This window comes from Halalkalicoccus paucihalophilus, from assembly GCF_001593955.1.
GTDB classification, from domain to species: domain Archaea; phylum Halobacteriota; class Halobacteria; order Halobacteriales; family Halalkalicoccaceae; genus Halalkalicoccus; species Halalkalicoccus paucihalophilus.
Genome location: NZ_LTAZ01000017.1, coordinates 143,513 through 162,340, shown reverse-complemented (window position 1 = coordinate 162,340; position 18,828 = coordinate 143,513). Strand labels below are relative to the sequence as shown.

Below are 18,828 nucleotides of genomic sequence, written 5' to 3'. Positions count from 1 at the left end.
CTCTACCACTATCCACAACTAATGAACCTAACACCCAAAGAGGAAGAACGCCTCACACTATTCAACGTCGCACAGATGGCCCGCCGGCGCAGGGAGCGCGGCGTGCCGCTGAACCACCCCGAATCAGTCGCCTACATCGCGGACTGGGTCTGCGAGGGCGCCCGGGAGGGCAAAAGCGTCGCCGAATTGCGTTCGGAGGCGACCCAGTTGCTCAGCCGCGCGGACGTGATGAAGGGGATCCCGGAGATGATCGACATGGTCCAGGTCGAGCCCGTCTTTCCCGACGGGACGAAGCTCGTGACCGTCCACGATCCAATTCGACTGGACGGCGACGAAGGGGGTGAGGCCGAATGAGCAGCCCGCCCACCCACCGGGACGTACCCACCGTGGGAATCGGCGGACCCGTTGGCTCAGGGAAGACAGCGCTGATCAAACGGCTCGTCCCGAAGCTCAAGGACTCAGGATTGGAGATCGGCGTCATCGCAAACGACATCCTCACCCAGGAGGACGCAGAGCAGTTCAAGCGCTCCTTTGCGGGCGAGATCCCCGAGGATCTTGTCGTCGGCGTCGAGACCGGCGCCTGCCCACACACCGGAATCAGGGAGGACCCCTCGATGAACCTCGCAGCAATCGATTCGTTTCTCGAGGAGTACCCCGACCTCGATCTCGTGTTGCTGGAGAGCGGCGGGGACAACCTCGCGGCGACGTTCAACCCCGAACTGGCCGACTACTACGCCTTCGTCATCTCGACAGCGGAGGGCGACGACATCCCCCGAAAACGCGGACCGGGCGTCGTCGAGGCCGACCTGCTGGTAATCAACAAGACCGATTTGGCCGAACACGTCGGCGCGGATCTAGACGTGATGCGTTCGGACGCAGCGGACGTCCGTGAGGGGCCCTCTATTTTCACGAACTGCAAGACGGGCGACGGGATCGACGACGTGATCGCGGACATCGAAGATCGGGTGCTGTTTTGATGGCCGAGTCGGTGCCCGCTGCCTTCGAGGGCTACGCCACTGAGAAACTCCCGACCCCTGCGGGCTCGCCCGGCAAGGACGGCGTTCTGGAACTCACACTCGCGCCCGACGTCGAGGGGACGACCCGCGCGATCCACGAGTACGTCGAGGTCCCGTTTCACCTCACCCGCGGGCTGTATCACGACCCCGAACCGGGGCTGCTCACCCGGTGTGTGCAGACGCCGACCGGTGGGGTCGCTCAGGGCGATCGCCACCGCACCCGGGTGGAGGCGAAACCGGACGCGAAAGCCCGTATTACCGCCCAGAGCGCAACGAAAGTCCAGTCGATGGAGCGCAACTACGCCCAACTTGGAGTCGAGCTCGATATCGGAGAGGGCGCGTACCTCGAGTACCTGCCCGAGCCGGTGATCCTTCATGAAGGGACGCGGTGTCTACAGACAGCTGACGTGACGCTCCACGAGGGTGGTACGGTGCTGTTTTCGGACGTCGTCGTTTCTGGACGATTGGCCCGTGGCGAACGGTTCGCCTACGATCGGTACCGCTCCCAACTGCGCGTCGACGCGTCCAACGGAACACCCCTATTACAGGATTCGCTCGATCTCGCACCCGATGAGCGCTCGCCCCAATCTCCTGGCGTTCTCGGCGAGTTCGCGGTCATTGGGTCCCTGTACGCGCTGGGAATCGAGAATACAGAAGTGATCACGGATCGGATTCACGATCGGATCGACGACGATCAGTCGGCCGTTCACGCCGGCGTGACACGGTCCCCCGACGATCGGGGTGTTATCGTCCGCGCCCTCGGCGACCAGCGCGCACCCGTGACCGACGCACTTCGCGAGGCTTGGGCCGCGGTTCGTACCGCACGATTAGGATCCGAGATCCCGGAGGCCCGGCCGTGATCGTCGCCCGCGAGATCCTCGGGAGCGTCGAGGAAATGGCCGAGCAACGGCAGCGCCACGAGGAAGGTGGAACCCTCGAACGGATCACTGTGAGTGAGCGCGAGCGAAACCGCTCGCGGTTCAAGACCGAACTCTCGGATGGCACCGATCTGGGGGTCGTTCTCGGGGATACCGACCTCGAACCGGGTGACGTACTCGTGGCGAGCGACGAGCGGATGGTCGTCGTCGAGTTCGATCGACGGGAGGCACTCGTAGTCTCGCTACCGGAGATCAGCTGGAAGAACGCCCTCGAATTGGGCCACCACATGGGTAATCAGCATTGGGAACTCGCGATCCGCGACGACGACCTCCTGGTCCCGGTCGTCGGCGAGCGTCGATTGATGGATCGGACCCTTCGAGAGGATCTGCCCGACGGCGCCGAGATCGGCGTCGAACTGGTCGATCCCGAGCTCTTCGACGACGCGAACGAGAATCACGGCGCCGATGGCTCGCACGCGCATGGCTCTACAGCAAGTCACTCCCACGAACACCGCCACGGTAAGCACGGATGATCGACGAGAGTGGCTTGCTCTCGGCGCTCAGACTCGCCGACTCGTTTCTGCCGGTCGGCTCTTATACCATCTCCTACGGGTTCGAGTCGTTCGCCGAGGAGGGACGTGTCGAGACAGGCGAAGACCTGCGCGAACTCCTTTCGGACTACCTCTACGGACAGGTCGGGCCTTGTGATATGGTCGCGCTCTCGGCCGCCCATTGCGCCGCCCGCCAGGGGGACGTTGACCGTCTCGCTCGGGTCGACGACCGGTTGCACGCGACGCTACTCGCACGTGAGTTCCGCGAGAGCTCCCTGACGTCGGGTAAACGACTGCTCGACGTCGTCGCCGATGAACACGCGTTCGTCGATCGCTACGCCGAGCGAGTCGGCGACGAAGCACGCGGACATTACCCCACCGTGTTGGGCGTCGTATCCGCCACGAAAGGCGTCTCCGAATACGACGCCCGACTGGTGTGTGGCTACGCCTTCGTCACCGGTCTCTTAGGTGCAGCCCAACGTCTCCTCCGGTTGGGACACACGGAGATCCAGCGTATCCTCCACGACCTGTTTCCAGTCATCGAGAGCGTCGAGCGCGAGTCTGCCGACCGAGACCTAGAACAGCTCCGCTCGTGTACGCCCCTGATCGATGTCCAAGGGATGCGCCACGAGCGGGCCGAACGGCGGCTGTTCGTCAGTTGAAAATCGACTCCACTCGGTCTTTATGATCTCGACCCACTAAGAGTCAACAGGTCTCCAAGGACTTATTCACGTGACCATAGCGTCGTCTGTAATAGAATAAGCCAGTCTCTCTTCCAGGTAATCAAACGGTGTTAGTTCATTCGTCGGCAATCCCGTTGAGGTACGTCCCAATCCACTCACAGCGCGCGTTAACGGAAGTACATGAACTGAGGATTAATCGGGACCGCGCTCGATTCATCGTTCGCGATTACGCTAGGAAAGCGCCTGTTGGCTTCGTGCTCGGCAGATTGGTTCGGAAGGTTGATCAGCTAGTGATTGATTCTTCGGTGACATCCTCACGAGTCCGACAGTGCGGACAAGGAGAAATCTGAAGCAGTGTGCCACACTCATTACAGTACCATTTCGGATACTGCCGGTCAGTGCTGTTCATCGTTCTGAGAATTGATATTTGCATCACTGATATAAATATCTATTTGTAGTTACGAATCTTGTATACATCCTAATTACAATTGAACTATCTTACTACTGGCCACACAATCCGGAAGTGAATCGCTAACGATCCACAGAAAAGATCCTTCTCCTAGATCATCTCCGAATACACGTCTCGATATTCAACAATATTAGTACTCTGCTGTGGCATCGCTCACGCCGTCCGCTCTACATTGTATCCCAAAATTGATGAATAAGAAATACTCTACTAGAGGTATGCCCCAGTGTGACGGGTGTGGCCAGCACGTGACCGCCGATTTCCACCGCGTGTTCGCTGACAACGACGGGACGCTCTATGGCTGTCCCAGCTGTCTGAGTGCGACGGCAATCAAGAACGGGAAAGCAACCGGCCACTGACCGTTCAGTGGCTACTGATTGCTGCAGCTAAACGAAGTGATAGAGCAAACAGGACTGCCTGTATTGAACAAAAAGAGAGCGGGCTTGTGCTCGCTCAAGAATCTCCTCGATTTTATGAGCCGCGCGATCGCTACGTTCACTATAACTGTTTAGAATGACTCGGGTTCTCGATCATGATCTTCACCGAGTGCGGGTGGTGTTCGATCACTATACCCTTCGCGGCCGATCGCCTTCTTATTCACTAACCCGATAATGGCCTGTCGGACGTCCGCAGATGAATCAAACTGTTCGCCCTGAAGTGGCTCAAGCACGTTTCGCAACGACTGAGAACCATTTGGAAGCAGTAAGGTCTCATCACCATATGTATCGATCAACTCCGTACAAGCTGCTGGGTACTCTACTGTGGTGAGGTCCTCTGCAAGAGTCCCGAACTCGATTCCCTGTTCTCGTGTTCGATCCGTCCGTTCTGGTGAAGTCATCGTATTCAACATTATTATTTATACAAACACAAAACGCTTGGCATCCTACACCTAAATGAGAACAAGGCCATACAAGGGGTAATCCCATTAAATTCTACCCAAACTATAATGGTAGAGAATGCTGTATCCTAATCTGGATTAGCGACCGATTATCGTAGCTAATATCGGATTCGCTGATTCGGGCCACGTACGACTGGTCATCTCCCCCGCGCTCAGCGGGGGATTCACGTGTCTTCACCGCTGTTAAGTATTCAACGGTACTACTACAAATATCGTGCATGATAGAAGAGATTTGTACCTGAAGTCGATCGTTTGTCTCTGGATCCACAGTAGGTCGTAAAGAGCAATCACTGGAACTTCAACACCGGCGAAGTCATACTTTGTCGCCAAGGCAAAGGGTGGGTCTGGTGTTTAACCCTCAAGTCTTCGCCGGATAGTCAGGAACCCAATCAATCCCGCCAGAATCAAATCAGGGCCGTTCTATATCAGTGATATGCGCTCACTCTCCTCTTATCCCCAACTTGCTGGCGACCTCTTCAAGACAGTCCAACAATCGGGGACGTTCAGTGACTCAAAGACGTTCGTCGACGCCGTTCCCGATCGTGAGCTTGCCGAGATCAGAGAGCGATTTGAGCGTGAGCACACAGAGCCTGATTTCGATATGAGAGAGTTTGTCGCCGAGTCGTTCACGCTCCCAGAAGATCCCGTCGCTGCAGCCGACCCCTCAACGGTTTCGATGGAATGGTATATCGACGAGCTCTGGACGCATCTCATCAGGGATCCCAGCGAGGAACAGGAGTGGAGTACGCGGTTATCTGTTCCACGTCGGTACGTGATCGCCGGTGGACGATTCCGAGAGTCCTACTACTGGGATACGTACTTCGCCGCTATCGGATTAGCTGTTACAGGGCGTATCAACCTCATTGCTGATCTCGCTGAGAATTGTGCGGCACTTATTGATCAGTATGGCTGTGTCCCGAACGGAAACCGTCTCTACTATGCAAGCCGATCGCACCCGCCGATGTTCTGCCACCTCCTCGACATCCTCGAGAGTGAACGCGGGATTGAAGCAGTCCGATCGTATCTCCCGGAACTACGACGCGAGTACGAGTTCTGGATGGACGGCTCGGAGGAGGTGACCGACACCGAGCCGGCGTTCCGTCGCGTCGTCCATACCGAGCAAGCCGTACTCAACCGGTACTGGGATGACCGCGCTGCCCCACGTGAAGAATCGTACCGAGAGGACGTCACCCTCGCAGAAACATCCGAGAGAGAGAATCGCCAACTCTACCGAGACGTCCGGGCAGCCTGTGAGTCAGGCTGGGATTTCAGCAGTCGGTGGCTTACGGACCAAGACGATCTAGCGACAATCCGGACGACGAAACTACTCCCGGTTGATCTGAACGCGTTGTGTTACGCGATGGAGAACAAGCTCTCGCGGTGGGAGCGAACGTTCGGAAATCAGGAACACGCCGAAAAATATGCTCGGACCGCAGAAAGGCGGCGGCAAGCGGTCGATGAACTCTGTTGGGACGACGAAGCGGGATTTTATTTCGATTACAGCTGGTCCAAGAAATGTCGAACCGAGACGTGGTCACTTGCGGCGGTCGTCCCCCTCTTCTGTCGAATGGCTACGGAAGAACAGGCAGCCAAAGTCGCAGCACATCTTAAGGAACGCTTTCTCCATTCCGGTGGACTGGTGACAACGCTGACGGAGTCGGGTGAGCAGTGGGACGCACCGAATGGCTGGGCACCGCTCCACTGGATGGCGTCTGTCGGTCTCCATCAGTACGGCCACGAGAGACTCGCAGAGATGGTTGCCGGCCGATGGCTTGATCTCAATCGAGAGGTGTTCGACCGCAACGGTCTCATGCTTGAGAAATACGACGTGACGGATGGTTCCGGTAGAGGCAGTGGAGGTGAGTACCCGTTGCAGTATGGCTTTGGGTGGACTAATGGCGTTGCGCTCGCGTTACCGGCACTTTTCTACTAGTATTCTACAGTATTACGATGATAATCACTGCAGAATAGTAGGAATAATTATCAAGAGTGATCTGGAGCGAGCTTTCAACTGTCGTTCCAAGCGTCAGGGGTACGCACAGTGACGGAGAGGGGCGGACCTTCGTACCATGACGAAGCGCCTGCTGGGCTCGTGCTCGATAGCCAGACGATCACGAAGGTCATCACCGCCGCCGAAGGCTCGAAGCCCCACACGCAAACTGTGGCCCGCGTCATGAACTTCCTCTCAAAGCTGGGGAAAGACGACGTCGAACAGACGAAGCGACGCGGGAAGAAACTCGTGGTGGTTGACGAGGAAGCAGCTGACCGGTATCACGATCGTTGTGATCGGGATATTGAGCAACCTCCCCCACAGGAAGTGTGATGTCCTAACAACGGGAGAACAACAAGGAGCATCGTCGACGACAACTACCCCGGGTACGCCCTTCGCTCCTAGTCACAACTCCGAACAGCCCTACCCTGGTGTAGTAGTAAGGGAGGGAGTAGAAACGGGTTCGTCGGTGCTGGCTTCGTGAGCGTATCACACCATGTGTGATCAGTCAGATATCATCCTCAGACCAGTCTCCGAGGTCAATCCATTGGATGACGAATAAGCTGGCCGTGTTCGACCTTCATGCAGTGGTCTTGGACAACATCCAATCCAGTTGCTTCCGCCACTCGTGTCGCCTCGTCATTTCCTATCCCGAGTTGCATCCAAATCGCTTTCACGTCGTCACGAGCCAGCGCCTGTTCGACGATCTCAGGAACCTCTTCGTTCGGCCGGAAGATTTCAACGATATCGATGGGGTCTGGAACATCGGCCAGTGTATCGGCGGCCTGTTTCCCGAATATCTCGTCCGCCGTCGGATTGACCGGGCTAATTTCGTAGCCATGGCGCTGAAGGTCGCTGGCACGATGTGTGCTGCCTTCTCGTAGGACGTCGATGCGCCGATGACTGCCACTCGGTCGAAGCCGAGAGTCCGTCGAAGTTCGTCGTTGTCCTCGATTGGCATGCACGAACTACTGCGAACCAGCAAATCAGCGTATTGCCGGAAACTTCTTCGCTTTTCGTCCAGATTGTTTCATAACTCAAGCTACTGTTGATCTCTCTCACTCATCCTTGGTATGGTCATCAAACCGGGCAAAATCAAGGAGTTCACGATCGGTACTACCGCTCCCGTCTGGGGTGGTCTCAACAACCTTGGACCGACTATTCAAACGAGTTGGTCGATGAGTGTATCGATGGTCTTGATTTCATCGTCGTTGATGGCGTGCCCTAATCCCTCGTAGAGTCGGCTCGTTACGTCACCATCGAGCCGTTCGAACACGCGTGCCGTCTCGTGAATACGAGCAGCGGTGACATACGGATCGTCACTACTGCACCCGAGAAAGACCGGAGTGCCATCGATAGAGCCGGCGTACTCTTCTCTCACTTCTCAGTGCGTTGCGCTCGGAGCTGTTCGTTGAGGACGTCTATCTGCTCATCACTGATCGATGACGTCGAAGACCGACTCGGTGAGAACCGGGACGAGTGGAAGTGGGGTGATCTGAAGCATGCGCTCTTTGAACATGCCCTGTCACCTGCTGTTGACGAAGAGAGTGCTGAGACGCTGAATGTCGGCCCAAAACCGATGGGCGGAGGGAACTATACGGTGGGGCGAGCTGGCCACAACGATGAGTTCCAGCTAACGTATGGAGGGTCATGGCAAATGATCATTGACGTTGGTGAATGGAATAATTCACTAGCAATGAACGTACCTGGTCAATCCGGCGATCCTGAGAGCCCGTTCTACGACAATTTACTCGATATGTTTGTTAACGGGGAGTATTTCCCCTTACTCTACACACGAGAGGCTGTTCAAGATGCGTGTGTCAGGCGGATTGATCTCACACCCGTGAGTAGTAAGTAAATCTCAATCGATTTTCTCTTTTGATCACTGCTGGTATCTGCCTCAGAGTGCCACTTCCGAATAACTCGAAGGCATCCGATTTAAAGCAAAATGCGTAAGGCACCATTAGGCGCCACGTGGCTCGCCAGCAGGTGCCCTCCCTTCTTTACTGGCACTCCGGCCACCGAAAGCGATCTCGATCATCGAGATACCTGTTGTAAGTAGATTGATGCCGAAAAGAAGACCAACGACCCACACAATAGCAAAGGGCAACGTCACCCAGATAAGACCGGCAAGGACGATTGAGATGGCGCCACTTGCGACCATCCACTGCCAGTTCGTCTCAGGACGGAGTTTGAGTCCACCATATACTTCGATGAGCCCGTCAACAAAGAAGAACGCGACTAATAACACGGTGAGAGTAGCTAATCCTGCTGCAGGGTTACCGACGAGTGCGAGGCCAGCCAGTAGGTACACGACTGCTAAGACAGCCTGAGCCGTGCGTCCTTTCCACCCCTGCACGGTAAACACGTGGGCTGCATGAACGACTGCACCAATGATTAAGAGTGCCCCCAGTGCGACGGTTGCAGATAAGCCGGCGACTAATGGAGAAAGAATCGCTAAGATACCGAGGCCGACGATGATGATCCCCATCGCTAACAACAGTCGCCAGTGATCTTGCAGCGAGTGCATCGATTCTCGGGCCGATTCAGTCGTGGCTGTTTGGTTCATCTATGTGCCTCACTCAAACCGTCTATTCCCGACTACTATAAAAGATGTTAGTCAATTTACAATGGGTCGGAGAGTCGCCTATACATGAGAGATCGAAGGTGAGAGCCAAAGCAGCAGATAGAGCACCACCATCTAATGGCGATTCAAATATATATGAGAAAAATGCTTATGGAATGTCATGATTCGGCTATAGAGGGCTGGAATCGGTACTCGAGAGAGAATACGTATCGATGAGTGAAGCTCAATAAACTCAGACCTCGTCTTTCGACCGATACAGTATCCCTTCACGTTCACGAATAGAGTGACAGAGATGCCAACCAACCCCGTCCATATCGTCGATGTATTCGCACAGAAGAAGTACGCCGGCAATCAATTAGCAGTCGTTCACGAGGCGTCCAACCTCTCCACCGATGAGATGCTTGCGTTCACCCGCGAGACAAACTTCTCCGAAGCCACCTTCATCGAATCGGCCGACACAACTGTTGGTGAGTATGACGTCCGTATCTTCGACCCCGCCGAGGAGATCCCGTTTGCCGGTCACCCAACACTGGGCACGGCGTTCGTGATTCGTGAGTATCTCACAGACGATCGGCCAGACCAACTCGCACTCAACCTTGGAGTGGGCGAGATCCCCGTCTGGGTCGAAGCAGACGACGATGACGAACTCTACTGGATGAAACAAATCCAGCCATCATTTGAAGAGGAGCTTACACCGGAGCTGATCGCAGATGTCCTTGGGCTCGATCAGATCGATATTGACGACTCGTACCCAATTCGTGTCGTGTCGACAGGGCTTCCAACCGTTATTGTCTCGCTGACGTCCCTCGATGCCGTTCAGCGAGCGGAGACGCAACTGGACTCATACTACAACGATCTTATCGATCCGCTCGGCAATGTGAATCTCCTCGTGTTCGCTCCCGAGACGTACGACGACAACGACCTGAACGTCCGTGTCTTTGCCGACTGTGGCGGCGTCCCGGAGGATCCTGCGACCGGCTCCTCGAACGGATGTCTCGCAGCCTATCTCGTCCAGTACGATTATTTTGATGCTGATGAGATCGAGGTGACTGTCGAACAGGGATACGAGATGAACCGTCCCTCACTGCTTCGCCTCCGAGCATCTCAATCGACAGACGGTATCACTGTTGAAGTTGGTGGACGCGTATTGCCTGTCTTGAGCGGGCAACTCCAGTAACTTCATACGTCCTCCAGAGCGGTTCTACTGATGCTCTTTCATGCTATCCCAAGCAGAAAGCATACAGTAGCACCCTCTGTAACAGTAGCTGATGGCAGATCTCATCGTTCAGTCGGCGGTCAAGGAGGCGCTCACTGACCACAATGTGTCGTCGGATTTCTACGACGCACTCGACGAGGAAGTCGAGGAGCTCCTCGAGGCGGCAGCCCAACGAGCAGCTGACAACGACCGCAAAACCGTTCAAGCTCGCGACCTCTAAGGCCGACGAGTTTCTGGTGAAGTAGTGTAGTAGAACTTCCAACGTAGCTGCCGTTTTCGTAGACATTCAGCTGAAAACCGGCCCAAGTAGCATCACGAAGTCAAGTATCACCTGTAATTGTCCGTCACACCACGGCGTACTCAGTCAGATAGTACCTTGTGCAACATCGAGAGCTACTGATCGGTAACTGTTGCACAAGGCAGTGATAGCCACGTTTGGCCCTTCTGGGACAATGAAAGACTATCGAGAGTTCATATCAGGAGATGGGGCCACCAGAGAGTCTGCCCGCTGAGGCGACAAATACGATCTCGTCGATGCGTATTCGAATCTATCTATGTACAATGTTGTTGGTCGGTGATCAATGAATTTGTATAAACAACAAATGGTTTAATAGGATTTATTTGCCACGTTTGTGGGAGTCATTACGAACCCGATGCTTCGAACTAATAGCAAATCGGACGGAACGCATCGCCGACGGACAATCCTGAAAACCGGTCTTGTCGCTGCGACTGGCATCGCTGGTCTCTCAACAGCTAGTTTCGCCCAGAACAACGACAACTCGGACTACGTAATCACACTCACCGCTGTCGATCAGGATGGCAATCCACTCGAAGGAAAAGCGACGATCATCGGCAGTGCGGATGGGGATATTATCGGCGAACGAGAACTCGATGAAGACGGTCAAGCAACGTGGGAGGTGAGTCAAGAAGGCGAATATTCGTATAACGTCTACGATATTCCCGGTTACGAGGAGGCTTCAGAGGATACGTCTTTTGAGGTCGATGGGGATACGGACATCACGGCCGAAATGGAGACAGAAGATTCGCAGGGAGACGAGGAGAATACGGTCATCGTGACCGTCCGCGACGAGAACGACGATCCCGTTGGGGACGCGAACGTAAGCGTCGTTGCGTCCGACGGTGGGGACGAAGTTGCGAGCGGCGACACCGATAGCGATGGCACGGTTTCGTTCGACATCGAGAGCGGCGAGTACGACGTCATCGTCAATCACGACGATGTCACCGGTCCAGCGGCCACTCCGGTCACTGTTGATGATACCGGGGCTGAAGTGAGTGTGACACTCGACACCAACAACAAGGCAACCGGGATCATCCGCGTGGTCGGTCAGGATGGCGACCCTGTCGAGGGTGAGCCCGTAACGCTTTGGGGGCCCGGTACCGTTGAGGAGGAAGGTACGGAGACACACGAGACGAATGCCGATGGCGAGGTCGTGATCGAACTCATGGCGGGCGAGCCGACGGACGCCGTGATGTTCGACGTTGAAGTGCGTGACCAAGAACAGACGCTCGGAATCATGAGTGACGCAGAAAACGGCGTCCAAGAGACTGTCTTTGAAATTGATGTGTCGGACGACGACGAGGATGATTCTGTTGATGATGGCGATAGTGATGCCGGTGACGACGATGACGAGGGCTCGATCGACGATGGCGACAGCAATGATAGTGACGATGAGGATGATGACTGCGTAAAAGGAAGCTAAACTGAACGCGATCTCGAAAATCCCATATAAACATGATAGTCTCTGATCAACGGCGAGAATTTTTGGGGGAGTCTCGGCGTCATGCTGGCCGGGCTGGCGGGCTGTACCAGCCAGACGGAGGAGGAGGGACTACCTGGCCTCCCAGCTGAGGAGACCGGGTCGACGAGGGGAAGTGAGGAGATCGAGAGCGAGCCAGAGTCGCCGCCGGCGTGGGATGAGACGATCCCCACGTACCCCTATCCGGAAACCGGCGTCGGGCCGCTGGAACCGGAGTCCGATCCGGCGGTCAACACCGGATTGTCGACCGCCGAGGACGTGACGGACCTTGACGAGCCACTCTTCGTCGCAAACCCGTTTCTGTTCGTCGAAGACGGCGAGTGGCACATGTTCCTTGAGGCCGGCGTCGGGGGCCTGATCTCCCATGCAACTAGCCCGGACGGCGGCGTTTCGTGGGAGTACGAGGAGGTCGTCCTTGAGCGTGACTGGCACCTTTCTTTCCCGTACGTGTTCAAATGGGACGGCGAGTACTACATGACGACCGAGGAGGGCCGCAACGACGCCGTCGTCCCTCTCTACCGGGCCGAAGAGTTCCCGACTGAGTGGACCGACGTCGGTCCCGCATACGACCCTGCCGAATTCGGCCATGGTGTGACCGACCACGTGTTTTTCCGGTGGGAGGACCGCTGGTGGTCGATCGCCGGTGACAGGAACGAGGATGCCTATGCGTACTACAGCGACGACCTCGACGGCGACTGGACGGCTCACGACATCAACCCGGTGTGATCGAGGGCCGTCCCGACGCTTCGCGACCCGGCGGCCGGCCGATTGTGACCGAGGACGAAATCATGATGTTCTACCAGGCGACTGCGGAGTTTTACGGAGAATCGCTGTCGGCCTACCAGATCACCGACCTTACCCCCGAGACCTTTGAACAGGACCGAAACCCGGCCTCGCCGCTACTGGAGGGGACTGCCGAGGAGGAAAACGAAGATCCGGCCTGGAACTCCCTGCGGATGCACCATTATGACCCGTGGTATCGCGGCGAGGGCGGCGGGTGGCGTGCCGCTGTTGACGGGGACGCACGCGGCATGGACGGACCCAAGGAACGGCGCGTCATCCTTCCCGAAGAGTCCGAGATCCCCGGAGAGACCACACTCGAGACGAATGCTCCGGAGACTGCTGACGTCGGTGGCGAGTGATGTCCCCGGGTCCTAATCCCCGCGAGAGCGGGTCAACCCTCTAACAGGAACTCATCCATTCCCCACACAAGCGGTTGATTGTGCGGTACGATTACTAGCGGGTACATCCGTGAACGGCTGTTGACGGCTCTAGCCACGGACCCCCCTGAGAGGTCCCACTCCCGACAACGGTTGTCCATGGAGACTTGGCCTGTCTCTACTCGTCATTTCTACCAGTATCGAGTAGTAGAATCCTCTGTTCAACGATGGCGTCAGTATACTTCTGTTGCCGCTGCTATCTGTTTCGAGGAAACCAATCCTCAGTAGATAATCGTTTCAATAAGAACTGAACTACGGGAGTCTTATTGAAGCTCACACTGAAGTCTCTACTAGTGAGATACCGAACCCTCCTTCCAGTCGGGGCTACCACCCTGACTGGCGCACTGATTGCCGGTGTGGCGGCACTTCGATCATGCCAACACTCCCCGGAGCGTTCACTCAAACGCGCCACGGACGCGCTCAATCAGGATCGAATCGTCGAGACCCTCATGGAAGGAACCAACCGCGAGACGGGGGTCTACGAAGTCAACGGCTCCAAGGAGGGTCCGACAGCGGTGGTTATTGGTGGGATGCACGGCAATGAGGTCAACGGTTATCGGGTTGCGGCCAACGCCACGAACTGGGAGCTCGACGCGGGTCGATTACTTGTGATCCCGCTGGCCAATATCGTCGCTATCGAACGAAACAGCCGCCGAGGACCGGATGGCGACCTCAACCGATTATTTCCCAGCGGACAGAAACCTGAAAGCGCTCTCGCTCGTGCGATCTGGGGTGTCGTCAAGGATACCGATCCGGACGTCGTGATCGACCTCCACCGTTCTCGCGGGCTATTCAACACGCATCGTCGGTGGATTGGGCAAGTACTCCTCCTGACGGAAGCACATGGAGAAAGAGCAATCGACACCGCAGAATACGTCATCGACTATATGAACGAGAATCACGTGCCTCGGACGATGCGTTTTCATCGGTTTACAATGGCGGACATTCACGATACCGACCGGGACACTGGGATGCTTATTCAGAAGGTCCAGCGCGATATAGGGGCTCTAGGCTTTCTCATTGAGTCGACGGAGTTCCTGCTCGATCTCGAGACGCAACTCCGGTGGACCACGACAATAACCGAACAGCTGCTCGACCAGAATGGGATCCAGCGAACTGCATGATGGGTGAACGCATTACTCTCAGAAAGATCATCATCGCGCCCGCCGTTTGGGTGAGTTTCGCACTGTTGGTCTTTCCGCTTGCTCTGAGCGATATTGACTCGCGATTATTTTCCCCGCTTGCACTCCCGGGATACGTCCTGTTTGTCTGCATGACGGTCATCGGAGATATCCTCCCCAAAGTTCGGAATTTTGGCTTCCGACTCTACTGGGTGCCCTTTATTGTCGTCTGTTATGGGGTCTCACTTGCTCTTGGAGCTGGCTACTATGCGCTTTGTCGACGATACACTATACAACGATAATACGAGGGTTTTTGAGATATCTGAGGTGTCAGAAGGTAGTGGAGACGGATCACATCTGCGAACACCGACATCGAAGACCCAACCCAGGATCTGGACGCACCGTCCGAGGAGACACCCGATGAGGGCGCCGATCCCGACGACGCGGTCTCCCAGACTACCGGTACACCGTTGGAACACAACTGTAGGCTCTCCGAGCACATCACAGATCGTGAACTGACGACCAAGAACGTGCACGGTTCATCACACGAGACGTACACGATTACGCCGAGAAGGGAACCTGCTGGCTTCATCATCGATAACCAGACGATCACAAAGGGATTCCAGTGCAGAACGCACAAAGCCGCACACGCAGACTGTGGCTCGTGTCATGGCTTTCTTCGCCGATATTGGAAAAGAGACGTCGACGTGAAGAAGCAGTGGGGGAAGAAGTCCGTTGTCGTTGATCCAGACGTAGCAGGGCAGTATCACATCGTTGTGATTAGGGGAATTGCGAGAGACCCAGCGAGGGGTGATCGGAACAGTCTAACCGTTTATCGACGAGAATAGTCCGCGAGAGCGAGCCACGTAAGCAAGGCTATTCTAGTAACAACGACGAACAACCCTATTTTAGTACAGTAGTAGTGTAGATAGTAGAAACGGCTTTATTTCCACTGAGGATTCGGATGATGGCGTTTTCTTCCACATGAAGGACGTTGGCGGCCCGGACTTCGAAAAAGGTACAGACATCGAACAGGCTCGTAAGGGCCCCCGAGCGACCATCGTCGTTCGCGCCTAATACCTGCTTCAGTCCCTCGCCTATTGGCGACACTGACACATGACTCCACTTTTATCGATGCTCCGTTCCGTAGCCAGCGCTATCAAATCGAGCACTCATCTGAATCAATAGCACATTCGCGGATTGTATTGGGGGAGAAGTAGGAGAACAATTAGCTATACTGGAACTCTCGAATTCGAGTGAGCTACGCTGAATCAGCTGCTCAGTGCATGCGCATACTACCTGACCTGGTGGTTGATACCGGGTACTCGGCTGAGAGGTGAATTTGAGAGGAACCGACTGGCGAACGGCCACACTCTTATCCCGCTCTCGCTCGTAAATCGGAGGATGGCAGATGACAAAAACGCACGAGACAACCAAGCGGATGATGAAGAACGACGCCAGCGAGAACGGGAACTCCGAGAGTCGCGTGACCGCGCTGACGAACCCGAACCAATAGATACTGAGCCCAGCGAACAGCTCGGTGAGCTGGATGAAGAGCTCGAAAATCACGACTATCCGACGACCACTGATGAACTTATCAGCGCTCACGGCGACCGTGAGGTCGAAACACAAGGTGGGTCGAAAACCATTACAGAAGTACTTGCTCCGGTTGACAACGAATTGTACGAATCCGCCGATGACGTTCGAAATCGATTACAAGGACTGATATCCCGTTGATGGGGTCACCCTCATCAGCGACTCGCGGCCACTCCTGTGCTAAGACTGCTATGTCAGCTTCCGAGATTCAGTCTTCGGTTCTCGACGGCGCCTACTCGACAAGTCACGTTGGCGATCTCACTCACGAGATCGCCAACCAAGACGGGTTCAGGTTCCGCAACACAGCAGGTGGTAAGAAGATCCTTGGCGAATCAGAGGGTTCCACCCCTCAGCCACGGATACAGACCGCTTCTCGATCGACTGATTCCGACCATGCCCAGCAGGACGATCAGATCCGGGACCAAGAGCAGGATGACAGCGACGAACGGGTGAAGATCACGTCAGACGCAGCCGCTGAGATGGATGCACTCATCAACGCTGAAGTCGCGACAGACGGCGGTAAGGACACCTAATTTCCCTTTCCCGATCCCTTCTTTTAGTAAGGTATGACCGCCGAATCGCTGTCTCGCACATGCGCGCCTGAACTGACAGGGTGACGGATGAGAATGAAAGGCGGCGTCGGGGTGCCGCTGTCAGTAGCGAGTCAGTCATCCGATTCCAAGAGTCGATTTCTCTGATGGCTCACTTGTCCGCCAGGCGGGACCGGTTCCCGGGCCGCGGCTAGATATCCCCGTCTATTCACGGCGGCGGGGATTCTCTCATGGCACCGGTGCGTTCGCGAGGCGCGATGACTTCCCCGGACAGCATCATCCGTTCTACCAGAGCCTCGACGTCCAAGAGCGACACCAACGGGGTGACGTTCCGGATGCGTTCATGATCAGGATCCGGCACGGTCGCAGCCGTTGATCGGAGTATCTCCCCCCACCCGCCAGCCATCTCGGACCAGCTCTCGTATCGGTAGGCGACGGGATCGAGTCCGAGGTCGATCTCGATCGCAGTCGGGACGTCTGGCACGGGATCGTCGGCGATATTGGGGTAGGCGCTCTCGCCCCGTTCGGGCGGTTCGTCTGGCAGTCGTGGCTGGCTCAGTCCATTAGACATAATCTATAATTATGTATTGGAGTACGTATACCTTTTCACCGGTTCCCATATCCATCGCCAGTAGTAATTCGTGGTGAATGTCACAAGGCTTCCTCGAATCCCGGTTCCAAAGGGAGCGCTGAAATGGCTCGGCGGTGACGGAGGTGCTCCTCGACCGTACAGTCGTTCTCGTTCGCAGACCGAACCGACGGCCGACGGGCACTATTTGTTCTCGGTCCGCTCACGCCCTTTGAGAGTATCGCCATGGCGGTCGTCCGCAGCGTCTCGAGGACAAACTTGATCAGATTATCGATGACGCGGAAGGGCTCCTCTCGAAGATTTCCGATACAGACTCGAGCCTCTCGACGAAAGAAAAGCGGACAGTCACGATGTGTCGGGAAATCCATGACCTCCCGCTTACCGTCGGCGTCCAGCGATCCCTCGGCGTGACACCTATGCCGCAATCGAGAGCGTCATGGGAAGCCTCTCGGACTACCTCACAGAGACGCACACACCGCTGATCCTCGATCGACTCGGGTATGAGCCATCTTTGGGTAACCCGAACCTCTTCCTCCCGAGGGAAAACGCCGAGCAGCAGCGTCGTGAGGACGGTGAAATAGAGTCGACGCACCAGAGGGACGTGCTCACGCAGGCGATCCCGGCAACGGATGGTGGAACGTCAGAGTGACGTCTCCGCTCCCTAACTGTCACACTATCTATAAACATCTAACAACTGGTACGGTGTTCTTACTACCCCGTACCTCCTTCATACTAATACACATCCGTCTCCGAGTAGTCCTACGGCATTCCGGAGGAAAAACCAACCTGCTCGGTCATGTTACGACCCTCCGTGATGCCGTCAAACCGAGAGAGGATTGCACTCACCGCCCACCGACGTTCGCGGTGTGCTGGGGACTGTTCCGACTCCCCTTTCCTCTCGACGCTTGATCTCGTTGAGTGATTACCTAGCCAGCGAAGCCGTTGTCACCCTTCTTTAATGTTGGATCAGGATCGCCAGAGACAGCACATTTCGCTACACTACGAGACGGTCTGGAAAGCGGGAGAGCGGAGAGAGCACACTGCTTGCAACTCTACTAATAGCCAGTCTACCGGTGGACTGTGAGTCGGTTGTTCCAGCATCCTACCACGGCCCTGTCGATTGCTATGGTCTGAATACTAGTATGTCTGGGTGTTGATAGCGAGATCATGGACGATTTGACTGGCTTCCAACGTGATATCCTGTATGTAATCGCTGGTGGAGACGAGCCAAATGGTCTCGCAATCAAAGCCGAACTCGAAGATTATTATGAGACTGAGGTTCATCACGGTCGACTCTATCCGAACCTCGATTCACTCGGGAACAAGGGACTAATTGAGAAAGGTGAGGTCGATCGGCGGTCAAATTATTATCGACTGACGGCCCGGGGCCAGCGTGAGATCGAGGCTCGTCAAGCGTGGGAAGAGCAGTATATCGCCCTCTCCACCGGCGAATCGACAGCTGAAGAGTCCACGGATGAGGAGGACGGAGGAGACGACACAAAGACCGAATCGACGGGGGGTGAATTGGCTGAGTGAATCGCCTGTCTTCGTCTCTCACTCAGCACCTTCGATAAGCAAACCTTGTGCAACAATCTCCCTTCAGGATGACCGATGCTGCACAAGGTCGGCAGTACCAGCCGAACAAGTACCCCGAGTATGATCTTCGTCAGCCGATTTGGTGTGACTAT

21 protein-coding genes and 3 pseudogenes are annotated in these 18,828 nt (G+C 55.8%); 20 read left to right on the top strand and 4 right to left on the bottom strand.

Features of this window, described 5'->3' with window-relative positions; all coding sequences use genetic code 11:
- Window positions 1-21: 21 nt before the first annotated feature.
- The 6 genes from HAPAU_RS18710 (at window position 22) to HAPAU_RS21950 (ending at window position 3,953) form a co-directional block, all read left to right on the top strand.
- A complete protein-coding gene (locus HAPAU_RS18710) occupies window positions 22-354 on the top strand; it encodes an urease subunit gamma (protein ID WP_066385655.1) in 333 nt (110 codons plus the stop codon).
- Window positions 351-977 (top strand): urease accessory protein UreG, encoded by a 627-nt coding sequence (ureG, locus tag HAPAU_RS18705; protein WP_066385654.1) that lies wholly within the window; start codon window positions 351-353, stop codon window positions 975-977. The genes HAPAU_RS18710 and ureG overlap by 4 nt, the downstream gene beginning before the upstream one ends.
- Window positions 977-1,876: an urease accessory protein UreD gene (locus HAPAU_RS18700; protein ID WP_066385653.1), complete on the top strand. Its 900-nt coding sequence runs from the start codon at window positions 977-979 to the stop codon at window positions 1,874-1,876. Before ureG ends, HAPAU_RS18700 begins: the two co-directional genes overlap by 1 nt.
- Window positions 1,873-2,427 (top strand): urease accessory protein UreE, encoded by a 555-nt coding sequence (locus HAPAU_RS18695; protein WP_066385651.1) that lies wholly within the window; start codon window positions 1,873-1,875, stop codon window positions 2,425-2,427. Before HAPAU_RS18700 ends, HAPAU_RS18695 begins: the two co-directional genes overlap by 4 nt.
- Window positions 2,427-3,107, top strand: a complete 681-nt coding sequence (locus tag HAPAU_RS18690) for an urease accessory protein UreF (protein ID WP_394327303.1) — start codon at window positions 2,427-2,429, stop codon at window positions 3,105-3,107. Before HAPAU_RS18695 ends, HAPAU_RS18690 begins: the two co-directional genes overlap by 1 nt.
- 705 nt (window positions 3,108-3,812) lie before the next feature.
- Complete coding sequence (locus tag HAPAU_RS21950) at window positions 3,813-3,953, top strand: DUF7563 family protein (protein WP_169802692.1); 141 nt, start codon at window positions 3,813-3,815, stop codon at window positions 3,951-3,953.
- Window positions 3,954-4,102: 149 nt separating this feature from the next.
- Here HAPAU_RS21950 and HAPAU_RS20600 read toward each other — a convergent pair whose 3' ends face one another.
- Window positions 4,103-4,432 carry a DUF5789 family protein gene (locus HAPAU_RS20600; protein ID WP_084383936.1) on the bottom strand — a complete coding sequence of 110 codons (330 nt, stop codon included), beginning with the start codon at window positions 4,430-4,432 and terminating at the stop codon, window positions 4,103-4,105.
- 493 nt (window positions 4,433-4,925) lie between these two features.
- On the opposite strand from HAPAU_RS20600, the gene treF reads away from it, so the two are divergent.
- Together treF and HAPAU_RS18680 are read left to right on the top strand one after the other, a co-directional pair.
- Window positions 4,926-6,425 (top strand): alpha,alpha-trehalase TreF, encoded by a 1,500-nt coding sequence (treF, locus tag HAPAU_RS18685; RefSeq protein ID WP_066385649.1) that lies wholly within the window; start codon window positions 4,926-4,928, stop codon window positions 6,423-6,425.
- A gap of 159 nt (window positions 6,426-6,584) precedes the next feature.
- Window positions 6,585-6,815 (top strand): hypothetical protein, encoded by a 231-nt coding sequence (locus HAPAU_RS18680; RefSeq protein ID WP_245634257.1) that lies wholly within the window; start codon window positions 6,585-6,587, stop codon window positions 6,813-6,815.
- Between the two features lie 206 nt (window positions 6,816-7,021).
- On the opposite strand, the pseudogene HAPAU_RS20595 reads toward HAPAU_RS18680, so the two are convergent.
- Window positions 7,022-7,443, bottom strand: a pseudogene (locus HAPAU_RS20595) (CoA-binding protein).
- A gap of 450 nt (window positions 7,444-7,893) precedes the next feature.
- Here HAPAU_RS20595 and HAPAU_RS20590 point away from each other — a divergent pair.
- Window positions 7,894-8,340: a penicillin acylase family protein gene (locus tag HAPAU_RS20590; protein ID WP_245634256.1), complete on the top strand. Its 447-nt coding sequence runs from the start codon at window positions 7,894-7,896 to the stop codon at window positions 8,338-8,340.
- A 105-nt stretch (window positions 8,341-8,445) separates the two neighbouring features.
- Here HAPAU_RS20590 and HAPAU_RS18660 read toward each other — a convergent pair whose 3' ends face one another.
- Complete coding sequence (locus HAPAU_RS18660) at window positions 8,446-9,051, bottom strand: HdeD family acid-resistance protein (RefSeq protein WP_245634255.1); 606 nt, start codon at window positions 9,049-9,051, stop codon at window positions 8,446-8,448.
- Window positions 9,052-9,361: 310 nt separating this feature from the next.
- Here HAPAU_RS18660 and HAPAU_RS18655 point away from each other — a divergent pair, with 310 nt between their 5' ends.
- The 9 genes and pseudogenes from HAPAU_RS18655 (at window position 9,362) to HAPAU_RS18620 (ending at window position 16,533) form a co-directional block, all read left to right on the top strand.
- Entirely contained in the window at window positions 9,362-10,246 is an 885-nt protein-coding gene (locus HAPAU_RS18655) for a PhzF family phenazine biosynthesis protein (RefSeq protein WP_066385871.1), read from the top strand.
- A gap of 91 nt (window positions 10,247-10,337) precedes the next feature.
- Window positions 10,338-10,505 carry a DNA-binding protein gene (locus tag HAPAU_RS18650; protein WP_066385637.1) on the top strand — a complete coding sequence of 56 codons (168 nt, stop codon included), beginning with the start codon at window positions 10,338-10,340 and terminating at the stop codon, window positions 10,503-10,505.
- Between the two features lie 433 nt (window positions 10,506-10,938).
- Window positions 10,939-12,006: a carboxypeptidase-like regulatory domain-containing protein gene (locus tag HAPAU_RS18645; protein WP_066385636.1), complete on the top strand. Its 1,068-nt coding sequence runs from the start codon at window positions 10,939-10,941 to the stop codon at window positions 12,004-12,006.
- Between the two features lie 81 nt (window positions 12,007-12,087).
- Window positions 12,088-12,789, top strand: a complete 702-nt coding sequence (locus tag HAPAU_RS18640; protein WP_245634254.1) for a glucosamine inositolphosphorylceramide transferase family protein — start codon at window positions 12,088-12,090, stop codon at window positions 12,787-12,789.
- On the top strand, window positions 12,786-13,205 hold the full coding sequence (locus HAPAU_RS22645; RefSeq protein ID WP_449267245.1) for a glucosamine inositolphosphorylceramide transferase family protein: 420 nt from the start codon (window positions 12,786-12,788) through the stop codon (window positions 13,203-13,205). The genes HAPAU_RS18640 and HAPAU_RS22645 overlap by 4 nt, the downstream gene beginning before the upstream one ends.
- A 371-nt stretch (window positions 13,206-13,576) precedes the next feature.
- Window positions 13,577-14,407, top strand: coding sequence for a succinylglutamate desuccinylase/aspartoacylase family protein (locus HAPAU_RS18635; RefSeq protein ID WP_245634252.1), 831 nt, complete (start codon window positions 13,577-13,579; stop codon window positions 14,405-14,407).
- 936 nt (window positions 14,408-15,343) lie between these two features.
- Window positions 15,344-15,481 (top strand): annotated as a pseudogene (locus HAPAU_RS21335) (cold-shock protein); the annotation flags it as partial.
- A gap of 327 nt (window positions 15,482-15,808) precedes the next feature.
- A complete protein-coding gene (locus HAPAU_RS20585; protein WP_084383899.1) occupies window positions 15,809-16,141 on the top strand; it encodes a DUF5789 family protein in 333 nt (110 codons plus the stop codon).
- A 50-nt stretch (window positions 16,142-16,191) separates the two neighbouring features.
- On the top strand, window positions 16,192-16,533 hold the full coding sequence (locus tag HAPAU_RS18620) for a hypothetical protein (protein WP_066385627.1): 342 nt from the start codon (window positions 16,192-16,194) through the stop codon (window positions 16,531-16,533).
- Window positions 16,534-16,759: 226 nt separating this feature from the next.
- Here the strand turns inward: HAPAU_RS18620 and HAPAU_RS18615 are convergent, their stop codons facing one another.
- Window positions 16,760-17,122: a hypothetical protein gene (locus HAPAU_RS18615; protein WP_066385626.1), complete on the bottom strand. Its 363-nt coding sequence runs from the start codon at window positions 17,120-17,122 to the stop codon at window positions 16,760-16,762.
- 454 nt (window positions 17,123-17,576) lie between these two features.
- Between HAPAU_RS18615 and HAPAU_RS18605 the strand changes: the two genes are divergently transcribed.
- The gene (locus HAPAU_RS18605; RefSeq protein WP_066385623.1) at window positions 17,577-17,789 is read left to right on the top strand and encodes a hypothetical protein; all 213 of its coding nucleotides are present in this window, start codon (window positions 17,577-17,579) and stop codon (window positions 17,787-17,789) included.
- Between the two features lie 518 nt (window positions 17,790-18,307).
- Window positions 18,308-18,574: pseudogene (locus HAPAU_RS18600) on the top strand (PadR family transcriptional regulator); the annotation flags it as partial.
- Window positions 18,575-18,828 lie beyond the last annotated feature (254 nt).